Genomic DNA, 19,001 nt, shown 5'->3' with positions numbered 1-19,001 from the left:
TATTTTTTTTGTAATTTTGACTAATATTATTAGACTCTATGCTATAATATTTCTACAAAAAAGGAGGATTTAAATGAACAATATAATTTTAATGATTGTCGCTTATTTATTAGGCTCATTCCCCTCAGCACTTGTGATTGGGAAGACTTTTTATCAAAAAGATATTCGTAACTACGGCTCTGGAAATCTAGGAAGCACGAATGCGTTCCGTGTTCTAGGAAAAAAAGGAGGGGCCGTTGTTTTTATTCTAGATATTTTAAAAGGGGGATTGGCTCTATTAATTGCTACTTATGGGGGAGCAACGATTTCACCATTAATTATTGCTGTATTTGCTTTAATCGGTCACATCTATCCCATTTTCGCTAATTTTAAAGGGGGAAAAGCTGTAGCCACAAGCGCTGGAATTATATTATTTTACTCACCCGTTCTATTTGCGATACTATTCATTATTTTCGTTATTACATTAAAAATTTGGAAGATGGTTTCACTATCATCAACGATTATTTCCATCGCTGCTGTCTTCATCGTTTGGTTCGGAAATTATGATTTAACGGCACAAATTATGTTTTCAATCTTCGCAGCTCTTATTATTATTAAACATATTCCAAATTATAAGCGTATCTTAAACGGGACAGAGAACAAAGTTTCATTCTTATAAACACGTCATTGGGGGAAACATAATATGAAAACGAGTAATTGTTCAACACACACAACATCTAATGAGGCACAAATCCTATATGCACGCATTACTAAAGTCAAAGCTGAATTACATGAATTAGTTAAAAATCTTGGAATGGTGCATGAATTAACTGTAGCCAAAAGCCAAGAACTTGATGTTGTTGTTAATGAATATATGACACATAAAAACCAATTATAAGAAAAAAATGGCCATTTAGGCTATTTTTTTATGTTCTATATCCATTTGTTCTACATACAAACAGAAATGTTTTCTACATCTACTATGGTAAATTAAATATTTAATAGTTATGCCATGGGTTACCTGCTATGCGAAGCATATTTCCTCCGCTGGTAGAGTCTTAAAAGTTTTAAGATGCAAAAGGCTTATGTGACTTATATATTTCCTAAATTTTTTAGTAAAAGAAAAGCATTAAATGATTAAGGATCATCTAATGCTTTTAGTTTTACTTCATATTTTGATTAATTTGTTTCATTACTTGGTTAATTTGTTTTTGAGAAGGTGTACGCCCCATTTGCATCATCATTGTACGTACGACTTCTTCATTAATAGGTGGGTTTTTTTGTAAATATTTCTTTAATTGACGTTGTGCGACGAAAAATCCAACAACAGCTCCTACTAATAATGCGATAATAATCCATAACCAAAATACCCAACTTGTAAACATATGTATTTCCTCCAAACGTTTTTACTATTCAATAGACCACTATTATACTCAATTTATACTAGATTATGGTCAATATGTCAAGTAAATATAGGATAAAGAAACCATCCTTACTAACCTATTGATAGCGTTTTTAAAAGAAGGTGCCAAAGGGTTGAGAAAAGAATGAGGAAAATTCCGATAAGTTCACTATTTATGATTCCCATCATTCTCATATGAATTAAACTTCCTAATTCATATGCAAGCAATCCTAATAAACCAATCACAAATAGATTAGAACAAATCGTATATTTCACTTGATAAAAACTCAAATAGCTTAGCGTAATAATCGTCATCACAAAGCTTAAAACCCCCACCATGCCCTCATTACAATAAGTAGCTCTTAATAAATATAACCAATGAACAGCCATTCGTTGTTTTGGGATGAATTCACTAATAAGTATTAGATACTCGTTCTAAAGTAAAACGACAAAAAAATCTCGGTAGTAGCAAATAATTCCTCCTAATAAGGTAATGAATCCTATCATGATAATCTCTACCTCTTCACTGATAATTGGCATTCCTAGCATGGTTTTAAGGCTAATTTGATAAGCTAACGAAATAGTGGCAACATATAAACCTAAAAAGCTAATCATTAAAAAAGTGTGATGATTATTAAGTCACTAACTTTCCTTTTAGAGTGTTCACATATATCAATAAATACTAACTAAACATCCGTGGTAAATGAATAATTTTATCAATTTTTTTATATTCAGACAAATAGATCAGTAGTAAACTAAAGATTTTTAATATCAAACAAAAAATAATCCCGCAAGCCAATCGAAATCTCTACTTAGATTTGATACTTCATAATATCCATCCACCTTTAAAAAATGTAAGTTTTTGAAATAAAAAAAGGTTGCTCCCCTATGAGGAAACAACCTTTTAATGATTCATTACATTCCTTTGTATAAAGAAACAACATTTTCAACTGTGAATCCGTATGCTTCAATGACTTGATTTGCTGGCGCAGATGCTCCGAAGCGATCAATTCCTAAAACAACGCCATCGAATCCAACATATTTATGCCATCCGTATGTTGCTCCCATTTCAATTGACATACGTTTTGTCACTGATTTTGGAAGAACTGATTCACGGTATTCTTTAGATTGTTTTTCGAATAAATCCATTGAAGGCATGCTTACAACACGAACATTGATTCCTTCATTAGCTAAAGCTTCTTGTGCTGCTACAGCTAAGTTGACTTCTGAACCTGTTGCAATTAAGATTCCATCCATCTTACCTTGTGCTTCACTTACAACATAAGCCCCTTTACTTACCCCTTCGTATGAAGTGTTAGCCATTGTTGTTAAGTTTTGACGAGTTAAGATTAATGCTGTTGGAGTTGATTTTGATTCCACTGCTAAACGCCAAGCCGCTGCTGTTTCATTTGCATCAGCTGGACGAATCACTGAGAAGTTTGGAATCGTACGTAACATGGCTAATTGTTCGATTGGTTCATGAGTTGGACCATCTTCTCCAACAGCAATTGAGTCGTGTGTTAAAACATAAGTCACTGGTAATCCCATTAACGCTGCCATACGCATCGCTGGTTTTAGGTAATCACAGAATACGAAGAATGTTCCTCCGAATACGCGTACCCCACCGTGTAACATCATACCATTTAACATCGAAGCCATCGCAAATTCACGAACTCCAAAGTAAATATTACGTCCTTCTGGTGTTACTTTTGAAAAGTCCCCACCATTTTTAATGTTTGTTTTATTTGAGTGCGAAAGGTCAGCTGATCCTCCTAAGAAGTAAGGAATCGCATTTGCAATCGCATTAATTGCTTCATTATTTGTATCACGTGTTGCTTGTGAATGTCCGATTTCATATGAAGGCATAACATCTGCTAAATCAATGATTAATTCATTGTTCATTGCTTTTGTTAATTCTTCAGCTAATTCTGGGTATTCTTTTGAATAACGTGCGAATAATTCATCCCATGCTTTGTTAGCTTCTTCTCCACGAGCTTTGATTGTATTTTCAAAATGAGAATAAACTTCTGTTGGTACGGTGAAAGGCTCATGATCCCATCCATATTGTGCTTTTGCATAAGCACTATCTTCTTCACCTAACGGTGCACCGTGAACAGCATTCGTTCCTTGTAATTTTGAACCATATCCAATGACTGTTTTAATTTCAATAATTGATGGTTTATCTGTTGTTTGTTTTGCACATTCAATAGCTGCATTGATAGCGTCAATATCAGTTCCATCTTCAACACGTTGAACGTGCCAACCATAAGATTCATAACGTTTTAATACATCTTCAGTAAAGCTTTGTGTTAAGTCTCCATCTAAGCAGATATCATTTGAATCGTATAAAACAACGACTTTTCCTAACCCTAAGTGACCTGCAAGTGATGAGGCTTCACTCGTTACACCTTCCATTAAGTCTCCATCACCACAAATAACGAAATTGTAATGATCAACTAATGGATACCCTTCTTTATTGTAACGACTAGCTAAGAATTTTTCTGCTAGAGCCATTCCAATTGCCATTGGAATCCCTTGACCTAATGGTCCACTTGTTGCATCAACACCATCTGTATGTCCAAACTCTGGATGTCCTGGAGTTTTAGAATCCCATTGACGGAATTGTTTAATATCATCCATGCTTACATTATATCCTGATAAATGTAATAATGAATAAAGTAACATTGAACCATGTCCAGCTGCTAACACAAAACGGTCACGATTGAACCAATTACTATTGCTTGGGTTAGCATTCATATGTTTTGTAAATAAAGTATATGCCATCGGAGCTGCCCCTAATACAACACCTGGATGACCTGAATTCGCCTTATTAATTGCATCGATTCCTAATGTACGAATTGTATTAATTGATTGTAATGAGATGTTATTTTCCACGTTATTGACCTCCTTTTATACCATCTATATCATACCCTTTTGCCGAAAAATTTACAATATTTTCGAAAAAAAAGTTATTTTCTTTCATTTTGTTATAAAAATCAAGGTCAGCAACATATTAAAGATTCAGACAAAAATGAAGTTTTCCTACATGATTATTTTAAAAATCACCACATTTCCCTTCATGATAAACTTGTATTTCCATTTGTTTATATAATAGGGATTACGTGAAGGAGTTGGATATGCTATAATGATTTAGTACTTTTGGTAGGGAGGTAATGATTATGCCACGTAAAATTTTAGATACTTGTATCGCTTGCGGTTCATGTGCAGCTGAATGTCCAGTAGAATGTATCTCTGAGGGAGATATCTATGTTGTTGATACAGATGTATGTATCGACTGCTGCGCTTGCGAAGCTGTTTGTCCAACAGACTCAATCGTAGAAGCTTAATCATTAAAATAAAAAAGACCTTTTTCATTTCAAAAAGGTCTTTTTTATTTTAATGAATCTCTTCTGTATGACGCTTCGCTTGAATTTGTTTTAATTTTTCAGGCGTTACATCTTCACCATTTGGATCGATCACACGAACGTTTTCGATTGTATTTTTCATACTTTCTCTAAAAGTCACTAAATATTCTTCACGTAATGCTTGTTGTTCTTTTAATTCTTCATCCGTGATTGTTCCAAGTTTCTTCTTTTTTGCAAGTTCATTTAGACGATTCAATTTTTCTGCTGTTAACATGTCGTCACCTCCGTTAATCCTACCCTCATTAATATACCAAATTTCACTTCACTTGATAAGCAATAACTTCTAAAAAAGGAATAATCATTTGCGGCTTAAAGCTTTCAATTAAAGTTGTAAAGTCAACAAAACAAAGTCCTAATAGAGCTAAACCAAAACAATAAACTCCTAATAAACAACGGTATTCATAAATAAATAAACAAATTTTATTAAACATCTCAATCCCTCTTTTTAAAACAAATGTTCGATTTATGCTTTTTATTATATTAGAACACTTGTTCGTTGTCAACACAAAAAGAACAAACGTTTGCCTTATTCTACATTTACTGATATAATAAACTTATTAAATGGAAGGAGGTCAGAGAACATGAAACCTATTACTAAACGTCAACAAGCGATCCTTGATTTTATTAAAGAAGAAGTTGATAAACGAGGGTATCCACCCAGTGTCCGTGAAATTGGATTAGCTGTTGGATTATCATCTACTGCATCCGTTCATAATCAATTAAATCAACTTGAAAAAAAGGGACTTATTCGTAAAGATAAGTCAACAACACGTGGAATTGTAATCTTATCACCAGACTCAAAACAAGAAGAGCCAAAACAAGCATCAAATGTTATTGAATTAAAATCGGTTATTAATGTTCCGGTCATCGGTAAAGTAACAGCAGGGACACCAATTGAAGCAATTGAGAATCCTGATGATTTCTTTCCCCTTCCGACACATTTAATCCCATCAAACCAACAAGTCTTTATGTTAAATGTTCGTGGTGATTCTATGATCAATGCTGGAATTCATGATGGCGATCAAATTATTGTTCAACAACAACAAGATGCACTAAACGGTGAAATTGTTGTTGCCATGCTAGAGGATGATCACGAAGTAACAGTTAAACGATTCTTTAAAGAATCAGACTATATTCGTTTACAACCAGAAAACGATTTATTAGAACCTATCATTGCAAAAAATGTAATCATTGTTGGGAAAGTCATTGGACTATTTAGAACAATGCACTAACAAAAAACACCTTACTGACTTTTCAGTAAGGTGTTTTTTGTTAGTGACTAAATATCCTGTCTAGAAATTTATTTTAAAATTATTTATTAAACTGCTTTGATATTAAAGCATCTTATAGTAAGTCTACCAACTCCAAAGGATTTGATAGCAATTCAACCAAACCTTAATGGTCACCCCTATTCAAAGCAAATAAAAAGGAGATTAAAAGCCTCCTTTTTATTTATTCTGAACATAAGTTAACACTTCTTGAACTGTTTTATCAAAATGTTGTACATCAACCTTAAACCATGTAACATCCATTTGATTATTAAACCATGTATATTGACGTTTTGCATAACGTCGGGAATTTCGTTTAATTAATTCTTTACTTTCTTCTAATGAAATGAATCCCTTAAAATAATCATACAGTTCTTTATATCCAATCGCTCGAATCGATTGAGATTCAGCTGGAATACCTTGATCAAATAAAGCTTTTACTTCTTCAACTAATCCTGTTTCATACATCACATCGACACGCTTATTGATACGATCATATAAAACAGTACGATCATCCGTTAATCCGATTAAGCAAGCGTCATAAATCATTTTATGTTCTTGTTTTTCAATCATTTCAGATTTTTTAACCCCTGAAGTTTCATAAATTTCAAGTGCTCGAATGACACGCTTACGGTTATTAGGATGAATGTCTTTTGCCCCCGCTTCATCAACGGTTGCCAGTTTAGCATGTAACTCTTCATTACTTAAATGACCATACTTCGCTTCATCAACCTCTTTTGATTCAGATTCTCCAGCAAATTCATAATCATACAAAACACTTTTAATATATAATCCTGTTCCACCCACGATAATCGGTAGCTTTCCACGAGATTTAATCTCTTCCATTTTAGCACGAACGGTTTGTTGGAATGCGGCTACAGAATATGGTTCATCTGGATTTTTTTCATCGATTAAATGATGTGGAATCCCTTGGCGCTCATCCATTGTTGCTTTAGCTGTTCCAATGTCCATTCCACGATAAATCTGCATCGAGTCGCCACTAATAATTTCACCATTTAATTGCTTCGCCAACTCGATACTCATTTTGGTTTTCCCAACGGCTGTTGGGCCAACAATACATAATACATCCATTTTTTCACCTACATTACGCGTTTAAACAATTTTTCAATTTCATACTTTGTCATTTTTACGATAATCGGACGTCCATGCGGACACGTATAAGGTTGCTCACAATAACAAAGGCTTTGAAGCAACTCTTTAATTTCATACTCATTAATGTACTGATTCGCTTTAATTGATCCTTTACAACTCATCATAATTGCCACTGATTCACGCAACTTCCCAATATCAACTTGGTTATCTAAAATCACCTGATGTAAAATTGTCTCAACAATCGATTTCGCATCCAATTTCTGTGCCCAAACAGGAATACTACGAACGACTAATGATTGACCTCCGAATTCTTCAATTTCAAAACCAAATTTCATTAAAGATGGAAGGGCTTCTTTTAAAAGTAATAGTTCGTTAGCTGCATATTTTAATACAATAGGAATCAACAACTCGACACAATCTCCACTCACATCACGTAAGAGTTGATAATTTTTCTCATATTGCACACGCTCCATCGCTGCATGTTGATCAACAATAAATAGTCCTTCTTCATTTTGAGCAAGTAAATACGTTCCATGAAGTTGTCCAATATAATAAAGTTCAAGTTTCGCTTCTTCCAGTTTCGTTGGTGCCACCACTTTAAGTTTCTCTTGACTCGATTGGGCTAAAGGTACTGATTGTGCGATCGTTTCAACTGACTCCTCGTGAACTGAATTCGCTTCCACATCAGTCACGACCGTACTCTCTTGAATTTCTTCAATGACTAACTTTTGCTTCATCACCATTGGTTCTGGTTCAATTACTTTTGACGGTGTCTCTACTTTGGGTGCCTGGAAACTTAGCGTTTGTTGAACTGATTTTGATAACTGAGGCATAACGGGAGCTTTAATTTCTGGTTGTGGAATATACTCCACGTGATTTAACACTTTTTTAATTTCTGTGTAAATAAACGTTCTTAGCGCTTCTTCTTGTGAAAAGCGAACCTCTAGTTTAGCAGGATGAACATTAACATCCACTAACATCGGATCAAGCTTTAGATTAAGCACCACAATCGGATATTTATCTTTAGGTAATAAGGTATGATAGGCTTCTAAAATAGAGCGCATGACATTATAATTACGAATCGCACGCCCATTTACAATAATCGTCATATAATTTCGAGACGCACGGTTAATGATAGGATCACTAATAAATCCTGAAATTTCATATGTATCATTTTTCGCTGAAAAAGGGATCATCTTTTTCGCAATATCAAAACCATAAACACTAGCAATGACACTTTGTAAATTATTTTGACCATTCGTTTGGAATAATAGTCGTTGATTATTAAATAATTTAAACGCAATCTCTGGATGAGAAAGTGCAATCTTATTGATATAATCTGTGATATGACTCAGTTCAGTATTCAACGATTTAATATGTTTCAAACGAGCTGGTGTATTAAAGAACAGATGATTCACTTCCATCTCAGTTCCCTTACGCATGACACCTGGTTTTTGATGCAAGAACATCGCCACCTTTAATATTTAAATGCAATCCACTATTGATGCCATCTGATGTTTTTACATGAACATCTGAAACTGAAGCAATTGACGGAAGGGCCTCACCTCGAAACCCAAGCGTTTGAATTCTAAATATATCATATTGTGTTTTAACCTTACTTGTGGCGTGACGTTCAAAGGCGAGATGAGCGTCTTCTTCACTCATCCCTTCTCCATTATCAATGACTTTAATTTGACGAACACCTGAATCTTGTAAATGAATTTCAATATTCGTACTTTGGGCATCAATCGCATTTTCAAGCAACTCTTTCACGACCGAGGCGGGACGTTCAATGACCTCTCCCGCTGCAATCATATTGGCCAGTTGCTCACTCATACGCTGTATTTTTCCCATAAGTCACCTACTTTCTTTGATTCATTTTCACCTTTAATTCATACATGACATTCATCGCCTGCATTGGTGTTAATTGATATAAATCAATCTGATCTAGTTCCTTAATGATATCTTCATAAGGATTTACATATTCTACTTTAACTTCAACTTTTGCTTTTTCTTTTTTCGGAGATTCTACAACTCCAAATAACGAAAGCTGTCCTTGCTCAGCTTCAAGAACTGGTTGTAGCTTTACCTCTGGTTCCTTTACTACTGGGAGATCTTGAACAGGTTGTGCCTCCACTTTCACTGCCGTTTCTAGTGAGTTTTGAATGGCTGTTTTATCTTGTTCAAGCGCATCTAATAATTGTTTCGCACGAGAAATTAAACTTGTCGGAAGCTTTGCAATCTGTGCGACATGAATCCCGTAACTCTTATCTGATGGTCCTTCCATGACCTTATGCATGAAGATTAATTGTCCTTCGTGCTCTTCAGCACGCACATGACGATTTTCTAAATGCTCACACTTCTCTTCTAATTGAGTTAACTCATGATAGTGTGTCGAGAATAATGTTTTCGCTCCGACTTTATCATGAACATACTCAATAATGGATTGTGCCAAGGCCATTCCATCAAACGTTGCTGTTCCACGTCCAATTTCATCAAGTAAAATTAAACTATCTTTCGTAGCATGTTCAAGCGCATAATTCGTTTCCATCATTTCAACCATAAATGTACTATGTCCTGAAACTAAATCATCAGCTGCACCAATACGTGTAAAAATTTGATCAAAGATTGGTACATTAGCGACACTTGCCGGCACATAACATCCGATTTGAGCCATAATGGCAATTAAAGCTAATTGACGCATGTACGTCGATTTCCCCGACATGTTAGGACCTGTTATTAACAAGATGGATAAATCTGATGGCATCACACAATCATTTTCAACATATTGTGTGTCTTTTAATACCTTTTCAACTACTGGATGACGTCCATCTTTAATATCAATGATATGCTCACGATTTAATTGAGGGCGTGTATAGCGATTCTCTTCACTAATCGTTGCAAAGGATTGAAGGACATCAAAATAAGCCATCACTTTTGCAATCTGTTGAATCTTTGGAATCTCATTTTTAACAAGTTGGCGTAACTCACTAAATAATTCATATTCTAATTGAATCGATTTTTCTTCTGCATTTAAAATTAAATTTTCTTTTTCTTTTAATTCTTTGGTAATGAAGCGCTCCGCATTAACCAACGTTTGTTTACGCTCATAACCAGCATCTTCAGGAATTAAGTGTAAGTTCGCTTTACTAATTTCAATATAGTAACCAAACACTTTGTTATATTTAATCTTTAACGAACGAATCCCTGTCTTTTCACGTTCGGCCGCTTCTAATGCTAAAATCCACTCTTTCCCATGTGTCACAATGTAACGATACTCATCTAGTGTCTCATGATAGCCATCTTTAATGATACCACCCTCTTTAATTCCAATGGGTGGATTGTCAACGATTGCTTTTTCTAAAATATCCGTAATATGAGAACAATCCGCCATACGAGCTAATTGTTGCTGGATGGTGGGCATTGGCAATTGACTCAATAATGCTTTAATATGCGGGATTTGATTTAATGACGAGTTTAATTGTAATAAATCACGTGCATTCGCATTTCCAAACGCAATACGCCCTGATAAACGTTCTAAGTCATAAACTTCATCTAAGTGACGCTTTAACTCCTCTTTTAACATAAAATCACTCATGAATGATTCAACTACATCTAAACGTTCATTAATCATTTGTGCATTAATTGATGGACGTTCAATCCATTGTTTTAATAAACGACTTCCCATTGCAGTCTTTGTTTTATCAAGTAACCAAAGTAATGAACCTTGACGTGATTTTGAACGAATGGTCTCTGTTAACTCTAAGTTTCGGCGTGAATTATAATCTATGCTTAAATAGTCTTCATTCTTTGTTAAACTAATCGGTTGTAAGTGACCGAGTGCACTTTTTTGCGTACGAACTAGATAGTTGACTAAACGACCAAAGGCTTGCGTTAAATAACCATCGTTCACTTCCTCTGCTAAAATTTGATATTCAATTGGAATCAGGCGTTCTTCTTCATACGATAACACGATTTGTTTGAGTGCACGTAAGTTATCAAATATTTTAACATCAACGTCAGATCCAATAACGATTTCTTTACATCCTAAACTAATTAATTCCCCGACTAATGATTGATCCTCTTTCGGTAAACGCATCGCATAGTTTTCTCCGGTTGATAAATCACTGTACGCAATAGCATAGGCATCCTCAAAAGAAACGACTGATAAAATAAAGTTATTTTCTTTTTCATTTAATGCCGTTTGATTCATGACTGTTCCTGGTGTTAATAAACGAACGACTTCACGGCGAACAACCCCTTTCGCACTCGCTGGGTCTTCAACCTGCTCACAAACCGCCACTTTATAACCACGTTCAATTAAACGATTAATATAATTTTCAGCTGAGTGATGAGGAACCCCACACATAGGAACACGTTCTTCAGCTCCTGCTTCACGACCAGTTAGCGCAATTTCTAATTCTTTTGATGCTAATTGGGCATCTTCAAAAAATAGCTCATAAAAATCACCTAATCTAAAAAAGACAAAGGCGTCTTGATAATTCTCTTTGATAGTCAAATATTGTTGCATCATAGGTGTGTATTTAGACTTATCTCGCATGATAAAAACTCCTTCTTTTTTCACATGTTTTTATTATAGCATAAAGTGTCGATTTAAGGACGTTCGGAAGGCGCGATTACAAACATTTCAATTTCTTCTATGATAGACGAATTTAAGGAGTTTTAATCATTCGAATAATTTTCTCAGAAATAAAAAAAAGAATAAGGCATTTCTGCCTTATTCTCCTCTAAAAGGTGAGTTTTTTAAGAAGTTTGGATTAATTTGTTGGTCGATTTCATCTTCTTCATCGTCTGTATCGCAGTCGTTTTCAACTGGCCCTAAGATTGACACACGCATTTTTGTTTCCCCAATGACTTCAACCACAATTTCGAACTCAACTTCAACAACGATTTCACCATCTTCAATTCTTGCATCAACGCAAGTTGGTTGTTGAATGGTTCTCGCAATGACTTCATCACCTTCATATAAGCAATCACGGATGGTACGATGAACATTAACTTGATCATCATATTCAATTGTTTGACGCGCTACTTCAGTTTGTGTATTATCAGCAAATGAATACCACACGTTAATGTCATAAACCCCTTTTACATCAACAGAATCATCACATTTTCTTGCTCCGAATTTATGATTAATAATCCAGCATCCTAAGATACTATCTGCTGGGCTTCTTAAATCATTAAGAGGTGATGTGATTTTAAATCTTTTTTTACCTTTACCGATTACGGCTTTTGTTACAATTTCACGAATATCATTCATCCTAATACCTCCTCACTGATACTATATTCAGCTCTTAACCTATTTGATACTTAATTGAATGACTTTATGAGATTTCATTCAAGAAAAACTTCATGCCTCCTCACGAATTTTCCTGAACGCCTATCACCCATTGGCCTCACAAAAGTATGTAAAATTAAAAAACATCTTAGCTATTCACTAAGATGTTTATTAACCTTATATTGTATTATATGAGTCATCGTCGAAAAGAGTTCATTCAACTCAATCTGAGTCTGAATATATTCATTAAAGAGCGGATTATCGTAAAGCTCGTCTTCTAAAGCTTTCATTTCAGCTTCTTTTTGTAACTTCGCATTCAATTTTCCATAATGCTCAAATTTAATGAGCTCTTTTTGTTTTTTAATATATTCATCATATAAAGCTAGTAGTTTTTCATTTTGGTGAACCTTTTGCGTTAATTGACGATAACGTTCCATAATCGGATCGGTTGCTAATTTTTCTTTTAATTTTTCAAAAGAAGGTAAGTTAGTTTGTTGTGTCATCGTTAACCATCTCTCCAGCTAAATGCCATGTTTTAGCTTCAGTGATTTTAACATTAACGATTTGACCGATTTTAGACGCATCTCCTTTGAAGTTAACTAGCTTATTGTGGCGTGTATATCCCGCTAACATCGTATCATCATTTTTACTTGTTCCTTCAACTAAAACATCAACGATTTGCCCTTCAAAGCGTTTATTTCCAGCGCGGAATCCACGATTAATTGCTTCATTTAAGCGATTTAAACGATCTTTTTTATCCGCTTCAGATACGTTATCCTCCATACGTGCAGCTGGTGTTCCTTCACGTGGAGAGAAGATGAATGTGAAGGCTCCTTCATATCCTACCTCTTCTACTAATGATAATGTATCTTGGAATTGTTCCTCTGTTTCACCTGGGAATCCAACGATAATATCTGTTGTAATTGATACGCCTGGGATCGCCGCTTTAAGATCACGAACTAACTGTAAATACATTTCACGTGTATATTTACGGTTCATACGTTTTAAAACTTCATTATTTCCAGATTGAACTGGTAAATGGATATGCTCCACTAAGTTTCCACGTTTCGCTAAAGCTGCGATTGTTTTTTCATCAAAATCACGTGGATGTGATGTTGTGAAACGGATACGTGGAACATCGATTTTATTTAAATCGTTTAATAAATCACCGAATGTATATTCACGGTCTTTGAAGTCTTTTCCGTATGCATTAACGTTTTGTCCCAATAATGTGACTTCTTGATATCCTTCCGCTGCTAAGTGTTGAATCTCAGCAATGATATCTTCTGGTAAACGGCTACGCTCTTTACCACGTGTATACGGTACAATACAGTATGTACAGAATTCATCGCAACCATACATAATATTTACCCATGCCTTAATACTTCCTTGACGTGTACGAGGCATGTTCTCAATAATTTCTCCTTCTTGAGACCAAACTTCAATCACGCGTTCTTTCCCCATTAATGCATTATGAATGTACTCTGGTAAGCGGTAGATGTTATGTGTTCCGAAAACTAAATCAACATATTGGTATTTTTCCATGATTTGATTAACGACTTTTTCTTCTTGTGACATACATCCACAAACCCCTAAAATCAAATCAGGATTTGTGCGTTTTAAACGTTTTAAACGCCCTAATTCACCAAAGACACGGTTTTCTGCGTTTTCACGAATAGCACACGTATTTAAGATAATTAAATCAGCTTCTTCTTGTGATTCAGCTTTACTATACCCTAATTCTTCTGCAATACCGATAATCGCTTCTGAATCATGCTCATTCATTTGACAACCATAAGTTTGAATTAAATACTTCTTCCCTTTTCCAATATTCTTAATTGACTGTTCAATAACGAAATCACGGTGAACGTGTGCTTGTTCACGGCTACGTTTACGAGCGCTATTGATGCTTGGACGTTGGAAATAGCGGCTATAATCTTTTTCAGCTTTTGGCTGATTTGCTTGTAACGATAATTCTTTTTGTTGTTCATTCATCCTTATCACCTATATCTTAAAGCTTTATTAATCCACTTTATTCTCTATGTGACAAAACACGAGTCACTTTGTCTATTATACCTTACAACATATACAATAATCAACTCATGTCCATCTCGCTTTACCCCTTTAAAAAAGGATACAAAAAAAGACTAGTGACCATTTATAGCCACTAGTCTTTTCTACTCAAAACTATTGTCTTGATTCAACAATCAGTTTAATTGCCGTACGTTCTTCTCCATCAATTAAGATATCAGTAAACGCCGGAATACAAATTAAATCTTTACCAGTCGGTGCTACATATCCTCTAGCAATAGCAATGGCTTTCACTGCTTGATTTAATGCTCCTGCTCCAATTGCCTGAATTTCAACAAGCCCTCTTTCACGAAATGCATTTGCTAAAGCACCCGCAACTGAATTAGGATTAGATTTTGATGATACTTTTAATACTTCCATACTAGTCCCCCTCTGTTTTGTTTTACACAGTAAGTCTATGCTCTCTCACCCTAATACATGACTAATTTTTATAAAGTTGATTCTTTCTTCAAATTAATACGTTGAATAGATGAAGCTTTCCCCGTCTTCTCGTTAATATCAACTAAGACAGCATTTAACTGTGCTGCCCCTTGTTCAACAGCATTAAAACGAATCGGTAATCCAGTTAGAAACTTATTAATTACATTTTCACGTTCAACACCGATTACCCCATCTAAAGGTCCTGTCATTCCAACATCAGTAATATAAGCAGTTCCTTTTGATAAAACACGATCATCAGCTGTTGGTACGTGTGTATGTGTTCCTACAACAGCACTTACACGTCCATCTAAGAAGTACCCCATAGCTACTTTCTCACTTGTTGCTTCCGCGTGGAAGTCGACAAAAATAATATTAGTACGTTTCTTTGCCTCTTCAACTAACTGCTCAACTTTTTCAAATGGACAGTTAATCATTGGCATAAATGTACGTCCTTGGATTGAAATAACAGCCACTTCATGTGAATTAAACTTAACAAAGGTTAAACCCTTTCCTGGATTTGATTCCGGGAAGTTTGCTGGTCGAACTAACTTATCTGCATCATCAATAAAATCAAAGATAGAACGATTATCCCACGTATGGTTTCCAAGTGTGACCACATTGACACCTTGCTCTAATAAAAACTTATAATACTTTTCATTAATTCCTTTTCCATGAGAAATATTTTCACCATTTGCAATAATGAAGTGAGGTTTATAAGTCTCCTTAATTTTCGGTAATTGTTCTTGAATCATTTGGCGTCCTAGCGATCCATAAATGTCTCCAATAAATAAAATTTTCATTCTATCAGCCTTTCTAGTGGTTACTTAAAATCTGTATTTACTTTTATATAATTAGTATACATATTAAAGAGCTATTAATGCTAACACATTAATAGCTCTTTAGTCAATCACATAAATTTAGCGTGTTATCTTGCAGTTTCCACAGCTCGAGTTTCACGAATAACTGTGATTTTAATATTTCCTGGATACTCTAGCTCATTTTCAATCGTTTGACGAATTTCACGCGCAACACGATGTGCTTGAACATCATCAAGTTGTTCAGGAATAACCGCAACACGTACTTCACGTCCTGCCTGAATCGCAAAGGCTTTTTCAACCCCTTCGAATCGACAAGCAATATTTTCGAGTTGCTCTAGACGTTTCACGTAGTTCTCTAATGATTCACTTCGTGCACCTGGTCTTGCAGCCGATAATGTATCTGCCGCTGCAACAATGACTGCAATTAAACTTTGAGGTTCACGATCTCCATGGTGAGATGCAATTCCATCGATAACAACTGGGTGTTCGCGATAACGAGTTGCCAACTCAATACCAATTTCAACGTGGCTACCTTCAACCTCATGATCAACCGCTTTTCCGATATCATGAAGCAATCCGGCACGTTTTGCTAACTTTACATCTTCTCCAAGTTCTGCAGCAATAATTCCTGATAAGAAAGCTACTTCCATTGAGTGTTTTAAAACATTTTGCCCATAACTTGTACGATAATTTAAGCGTCCTAAAATTTTCATTAAATCCGGATGAACTTTTCCAATTCCAACTTCAAATACCGCATTTTCTCCGTATTCACGAACACGTAAATCAACTTCACGACGTGTCTTTTCTACAATTTCTTCAATACGCGCTGGATGAATTCGACCATCTTGAACTAATGTTTCTAATGTAATGCGCGCCACTTCACGTCTGATTGGATCAAAACATGATAAAACGACTGCTTCAGGCGTATCATCGATGATTAAATCAACCCCCGTTAATGATTCAATCGTACGAATATTACGTCCTTCACGACCAATAATACGTCCCTTCATCTCATCACTTGGTAAGTTCACTACATTGACACTGTAATCACTTGTTTGTTCTGAAGCATATTTTTGAATCGCTAAGACGATTAATTCTTTCGCCTTTTTATCAGCTTCTAAACGAGCTTTCTCTTCTTCTTCTTTAATGTACTTAGCAACTTCGTGAGACATCTCATCTTCAACTTGTCTAAAGATAATGTCACGAGCTTCTTCTGTTGTTAAGCCTGAAATTTCGACTAATTTTTGTCGTTGTCCTTCTAAAGTTTCTTCCACTTTGCTTTTTAGTTCTTTTAGTTCGAGTTGTTTTTCAGCGATAGCTTCATCTTTTTTCTCAAGAGCAATTTCGCGCTTTTCTAAATTTAAAATACGACGATCAATCGTCTCTTCTCGTTGTACTAAACGCTCTTCTAAACGTACGAGTTCCGTTTTCTTCTCCTTAATGTCACGTTCTGCATCAACTTTAAGTCGTTGAACTTCTTCTTTCGTTTCTAAAAGTGCTTCTTTCTTTTTTGATTCCGCTTCTTTTTCAGCTTTTGAGATTATATGTGTAGCTGTTTGTTGAGCTCTCTCTAACTCAGCTTCATACACTTTCTTTCTCATAAAATACCCAATAACTAACCCTATCCCTACTAGCAAAATGGAGATGATAAATTCAATCATATGCACACCTCCAATTATTTGATATACGATTATCCGCCATAGATCTATTTAACGGCTCTATAGTTTTAAGATAATTAGTATTATGATATAATACTACATTGTTTATTTTAATATTATTGTAATAACATGTCAAGAATTCCACTACAATCTAAAAAAAGTGTCCCAATTTTTGGAGGCAACTAAAAAAAACTCTATCATTAAATTAATGTCCTAAAAATGATCCAAAAATAAACAAAAACCTGAGAAAATAGCGCCTAACAGGTCTATTTTCTCAGGTTTTTTTCAATCACTAAATTCCTTTTAATCTTTTAATTTTATTAAGACTTAGTTTTTAAGTAGTTTCAACTTCAAAGACACTTTTTTATTCTTCTGACATTATATCTTCAGGATTAGATGTTGGAATACTTAATTCCGCACGGATTAAATCAGCAATCTCTTCCATAATAAATGGATTTTCTTTTAAGAACAATTTCGCATTTTCACGTCCTTGTCCCATTTTCTCACCATTGTACGAATACCAAGATCCACTTTTCTCAATAATATTGTAATCCACTGCAAGGTCTAAAATCTCACCTTGTTTAGAGACTCCTTCACCATACATAACGTCTACTTCAACCGCTTTAAAAGGTGGAGCCACTTTATTTTTTACCACTTTTATTTTTGCGACGTTTCCAACAATGTCAGTTCCTAATTTAATAGCTTCTCCACGGCGTACTTCTAAACGAATTGTTGAATAGAATTTTAAGGCACGTCCACCAGGTGTTACTTCAGGATTCCCAAACATAACTCCAACTTTTTCACGAATTTGGTTAATAAAAATAGCAATCGTTTTGGTTGTATTGATGGCCCCTGATAACTTACGTAAGGCTTGTGACATTAAACGAGCTTGTAACCCAACGTGTGAGTCTCCCATTTCACCTTCAATTTCCGCACGTGGCACAAGGGCTGCAACTGAATCGACAACTAAAATATCGATTGCACCACTTCGAACTAATGCTTCAGCAATTTCTAATGCTTGTTCACCTGTATCAGGTTGTGAAACTAATAATTCATCTGTGTCCACACCTAATTTAGCTGCATATGCCGGGTCTAATGCATGTTCTGCATCGATGAACGCTGCTGTTCCACCAGCTTTTTGAACTTCTGCAATCGCATGTAAAGCAAACGTTGTTTTACCTGAACTTTCTGGTCCATAAATTTCTACAACACGTCCACGTGGATATCCACCGACACCTAAAGCAGAATCTAATGCTAATGATCCTGATGATACAACTTCAATACGCGTATCTGTTTTTTCACCCAGTTTCATAACTGAGCCTTTACCGTATTGCTTTTCAATGCTTTTTAAAGCTTGCATTAAAGCTGCTTCACGATTATTACTCATATTGTTAATCCTCCAATTTTATATTTTTATCTACATTTAACATACTCAATTTGATGCAAATTTCCTCGAATTTATTTCAATAATAAACTATTTTTTATTTAAAAGCAACAAAAAAGCGAACAAATTTTCGCTTTTTTGTTT

General features: G+C 35.0%; 19 protein-coding genes and 1 pseudogene. 4 read left to right on the top strand and 16 right to left on the bottom strand.

Annotated features, from left to right (window positions below; translation table 11 throughout):
• Positions 1 to 73: 73 nt before the first annotated feature.
• On the top strand, positions 74 to 658 hold the full coding sequence (gene plsY, locus AT726_RS09755) for a glycerol-3-phosphate 1-O-acyltransferase PlsY (RefSeq protein WP_055241235.1): 585 nt from the start codon (positions 74 to 76) through the stop codon (positions 656 to 658).
• A 24-nt stretch (positions 659 to 682) separates the two neighbouring features.
• On the top strand, positions 683 to 877 hold the full coding sequence (locus tag AT726_RS09750; protein ID WP_055241237.1) for an aspartyl-phosphate phosphatase Spo0E family protein: 195 nt from the start codon (positions 683 to 685) through the stop codon (positions 875 to 877).
• 265 nt (positions 878 to 1,142) lie between these two features.
• On the opposite strand, the gene AT726_RS09745 is transcribed toward AT726_RS09750, so the two are convergent.
• From AT726_RS09745 to tkt, 4 genes are all read right to left on the bottom strand, one after another.
• On the bottom strand, positions 1,143 to 1,364 hold the full coding sequence (locus AT726_RS09745) for a YneF family protein (protein WP_055241239.1): 222 nt from the start codon (positions 1,362 to 1,364) through the stop codon (positions 1,143 to 1,145).
• 110 nt (positions 1,365 to 1,474) lie between these two features.
• On the bottom strand, positions 1,475 to 1,771 hold the full coding sequence (locus AT726_RS09740) for a hypothetical protein (RefSeq protein ID WP_158508547.1): 297 nt from the start codon (positions 1,769 to 1,771) through the stop codon (positions 1,475 to 1,477).
• 45 nt (positions 1,772 to 1,816) lie between these two features.
• Positions 1,817 to 1,996 carry a hypothetical protein gene (locus AT726_RS12880; RefSeq protein WP_055276323.1) on the bottom strand — a complete coding sequence of 60 codons (180 nt, stop codon included), beginning with the start codon at positions 1,994 to 1,996 and terminating at the stop codon, positions 1,817 to 1,819.
• A gap of 300 nt (positions 1,997 to 2,296) precedes the next feature.
• Positions 2,297 to 4,276, bottom strand: coding sequence for a transketolase (tkt, locus tag AT726_RS09730; RefSeq protein ID WP_055276321.1), 1,980 nt, complete (start codon positions 4,274 to 4,276; stop codon positions 2,297 to 2,299).
• Between the two features lie 284 nt (positions 4,277 to 4,560).
• Here tkt and AT726_RS09725 point away from each other — a divergent pair, with 284 nt between their 5' ends.
• Positions 4,561 to 4,728, top strand: a complete 168-nt coding sequence (locus tag AT726_RS09725; RefSeq protein WP_068759490.1) for a DUF362 domain-containing protein — start codon at positions 4,561 to 4,563, stop codon at positions 4,726 to 4,728.
• A 49-nt stretch (positions 4,729 to 4,777) separates the two neighbouring features.
• Here the strand turns inward: AT726_RS09725 and AT726_RS09720 are convergent, their stop codons facing one another.
• Complete coding sequence (locus AT726_RS09720) at positions 4,778 to 5,020, bottom strand: DUF896 domain-containing protein (RefSeq protein WP_055276317.1); 243 nt, start codon at positions 5,018 to 5,020, stop codon at positions 4,778 to 4,780.
• 43 nt (positions 5,021 to 5,063) lie between these two features.
• Positions 5,064 to 5,237, bottom strand: coding sequence for a hypothetical protein (locus tag AT726_RS12875; protein WP_156344104.1), 174 nt, complete (start codon positions 5,235 to 5,237; stop codon positions 5,064 to 5,066).
• A gap of 150 nt (positions 5,238 to 5,387) precedes the next feature.
• Between AT726_RS12875 and lexA the strand changes: the two genes are divergently transcribed.
• On the top strand, positions 5,388 to 6,038 hold the full coding sequence (lexA, locus tag AT726_RS09715; protein ID WP_055276315.1) for a transcriptional repressor LexA: 651 nt from the start codon (positions 5,388 to 5,390) through the stop codon (positions 6,036 to 6,038).
• A 216-nt stretch (positions 6,039 to 6,254) separates the two neighbouring features.
• Here lexA and miaA read toward each other — a convergent pair whose 3' ends face one another.
• From miaA to recA, 10 genes and pseudogenes are all read right to left on the bottom strand, one after another.
• Positions 6,255 to 7,166, bottom strand: coding sequence for a tRNA (adenosine(37)-N6)-dimethylallyltransferase MiaA (gene miaA, locus AT726_RS09710; protein WP_068759489.1), 912 nt, complete (start codon positions 7,164 to 7,166; stop codon positions 6,255 to 6,257).
• 8 nt (positions 7,167 to 7,174) lie between these two features.
• Positions 7,175 to 9,002 (bottom strand): annotated as a pseudogene (gene mutL, locus AT726_RS09705) (DNA mismatch repair endonuclease MutL).
• A gap of 46 nt (positions 9,003 to 9,048) precedes the next feature.
• Entirely contained in the window at positions 9,049 to 11,748 is a 2,700-nt protein-coding gene (mutS, locus tag AT726_RS09700; protein WP_068759488.1) for a DNA mismatch repair protein MutS, read from the bottom strand.
• Positions 11,749 to 11,925: 177 nt separating this feature from the next.
• Positions 11,926 to 12,468: an outer spore coat protein CotE gene (gene cotE, locus AT726_RS09695; protein ID WP_068759487.1), complete on the bottom strand. Its 543-nt coding sequence runs from the start codon at positions 12,466 to 12,468 to the stop codon at positions 11,926 to 11,928.
• A 170-nt stretch (positions 12,469 to 12,638) separates the two neighbouring features.
• Complete coding sequence (locus tag AT726_RS09690) at positions 12,639 to 12,989, bottom strand: YlbF family regulator (RefSeq protein ID WP_055241270.1); 351 nt, start codon at positions 12,987 to 12,989, stop codon at positions 12,639 to 12,641.
• A complete protein-coding gene (gene miaB / locus AT726_RS09685) occupies positions 12,973 to 14,481 on the bottom strand; it encodes a tRNA (N6-isopentenyl adenosine(37)-C2)-methylthiotransferase MiaB (protein ID WP_055241271.1) in 1,509 nt (502 codons plus the stop codon). The genes AT726_RS09690 and miaB overlap by 17 nt, the downstream gene beginning before the upstream one ends.
• Before the next feature lie 192 nt (positions 14,482 to 14,673).
• Positions 14,674 to 14,937: a stage V sporulation protein S gene (locus AT726_RS09680; RefSeq protein WP_006785428.1), complete on the bottom strand. Its 264-nt coding sequence runs from the start codon at positions 14,935 to 14,937 to the stop codon at positions 14,674 to 14,676.
• A 68-nt stretch (positions 14,938 to 15,005) separates the two neighbouring features.
• On the bottom strand, positions 15,006 to 15,797 hold the full coding sequence (locus AT726_RS09675) for a TIGR00282 family metallophosphoesterase (RefSeq protein ID WP_055243090.1): 792 nt from the start codon (positions 15,795 to 15,797) through the stop codon (positions 15,006 to 15,008).
• A 125-nt stretch (positions 15,798 to 15,922) separates the two neighbouring features.
• Positions 15,923 to 17,476: a ribonuclease Y gene (gene rny, locus AT726_RS09670; RefSeq protein WP_055243092.1), complete on the bottom strand. Its 1,554-nt coding sequence runs from the start codon at positions 17,474 to 17,476 to the stop codon at positions 15,923 to 15,925.
• Positions 17,477 to 17,837: 361 nt separating this feature from the next.
• Positions 17,838 to 18,860: a recombinase RecA gene (gene recA / locus AT726_RS09665; protein WP_055277416.1), complete on the bottom strand. Its 1,023-nt coding sequence runs from the start codon at positions 18,858 to 18,860 to the stop codon at positions 17,838 to 17,840.
• Positions 18,861 to 19,001: the final 141 nt, after the last annotated feature.

Origin of the sequence: Turicibacter sp. H121 (assembly GCF_001543345.1) — a bacterium.
Lineage (GTDB): Bacteria > Bacillota_I > Bacilli_A > MOL361 > Turicibacteraceae > Turicibacter > Turicibacter bilis.
This window is presented reverse-complemented; position numbering and strand designations above follow the sequence as displayed.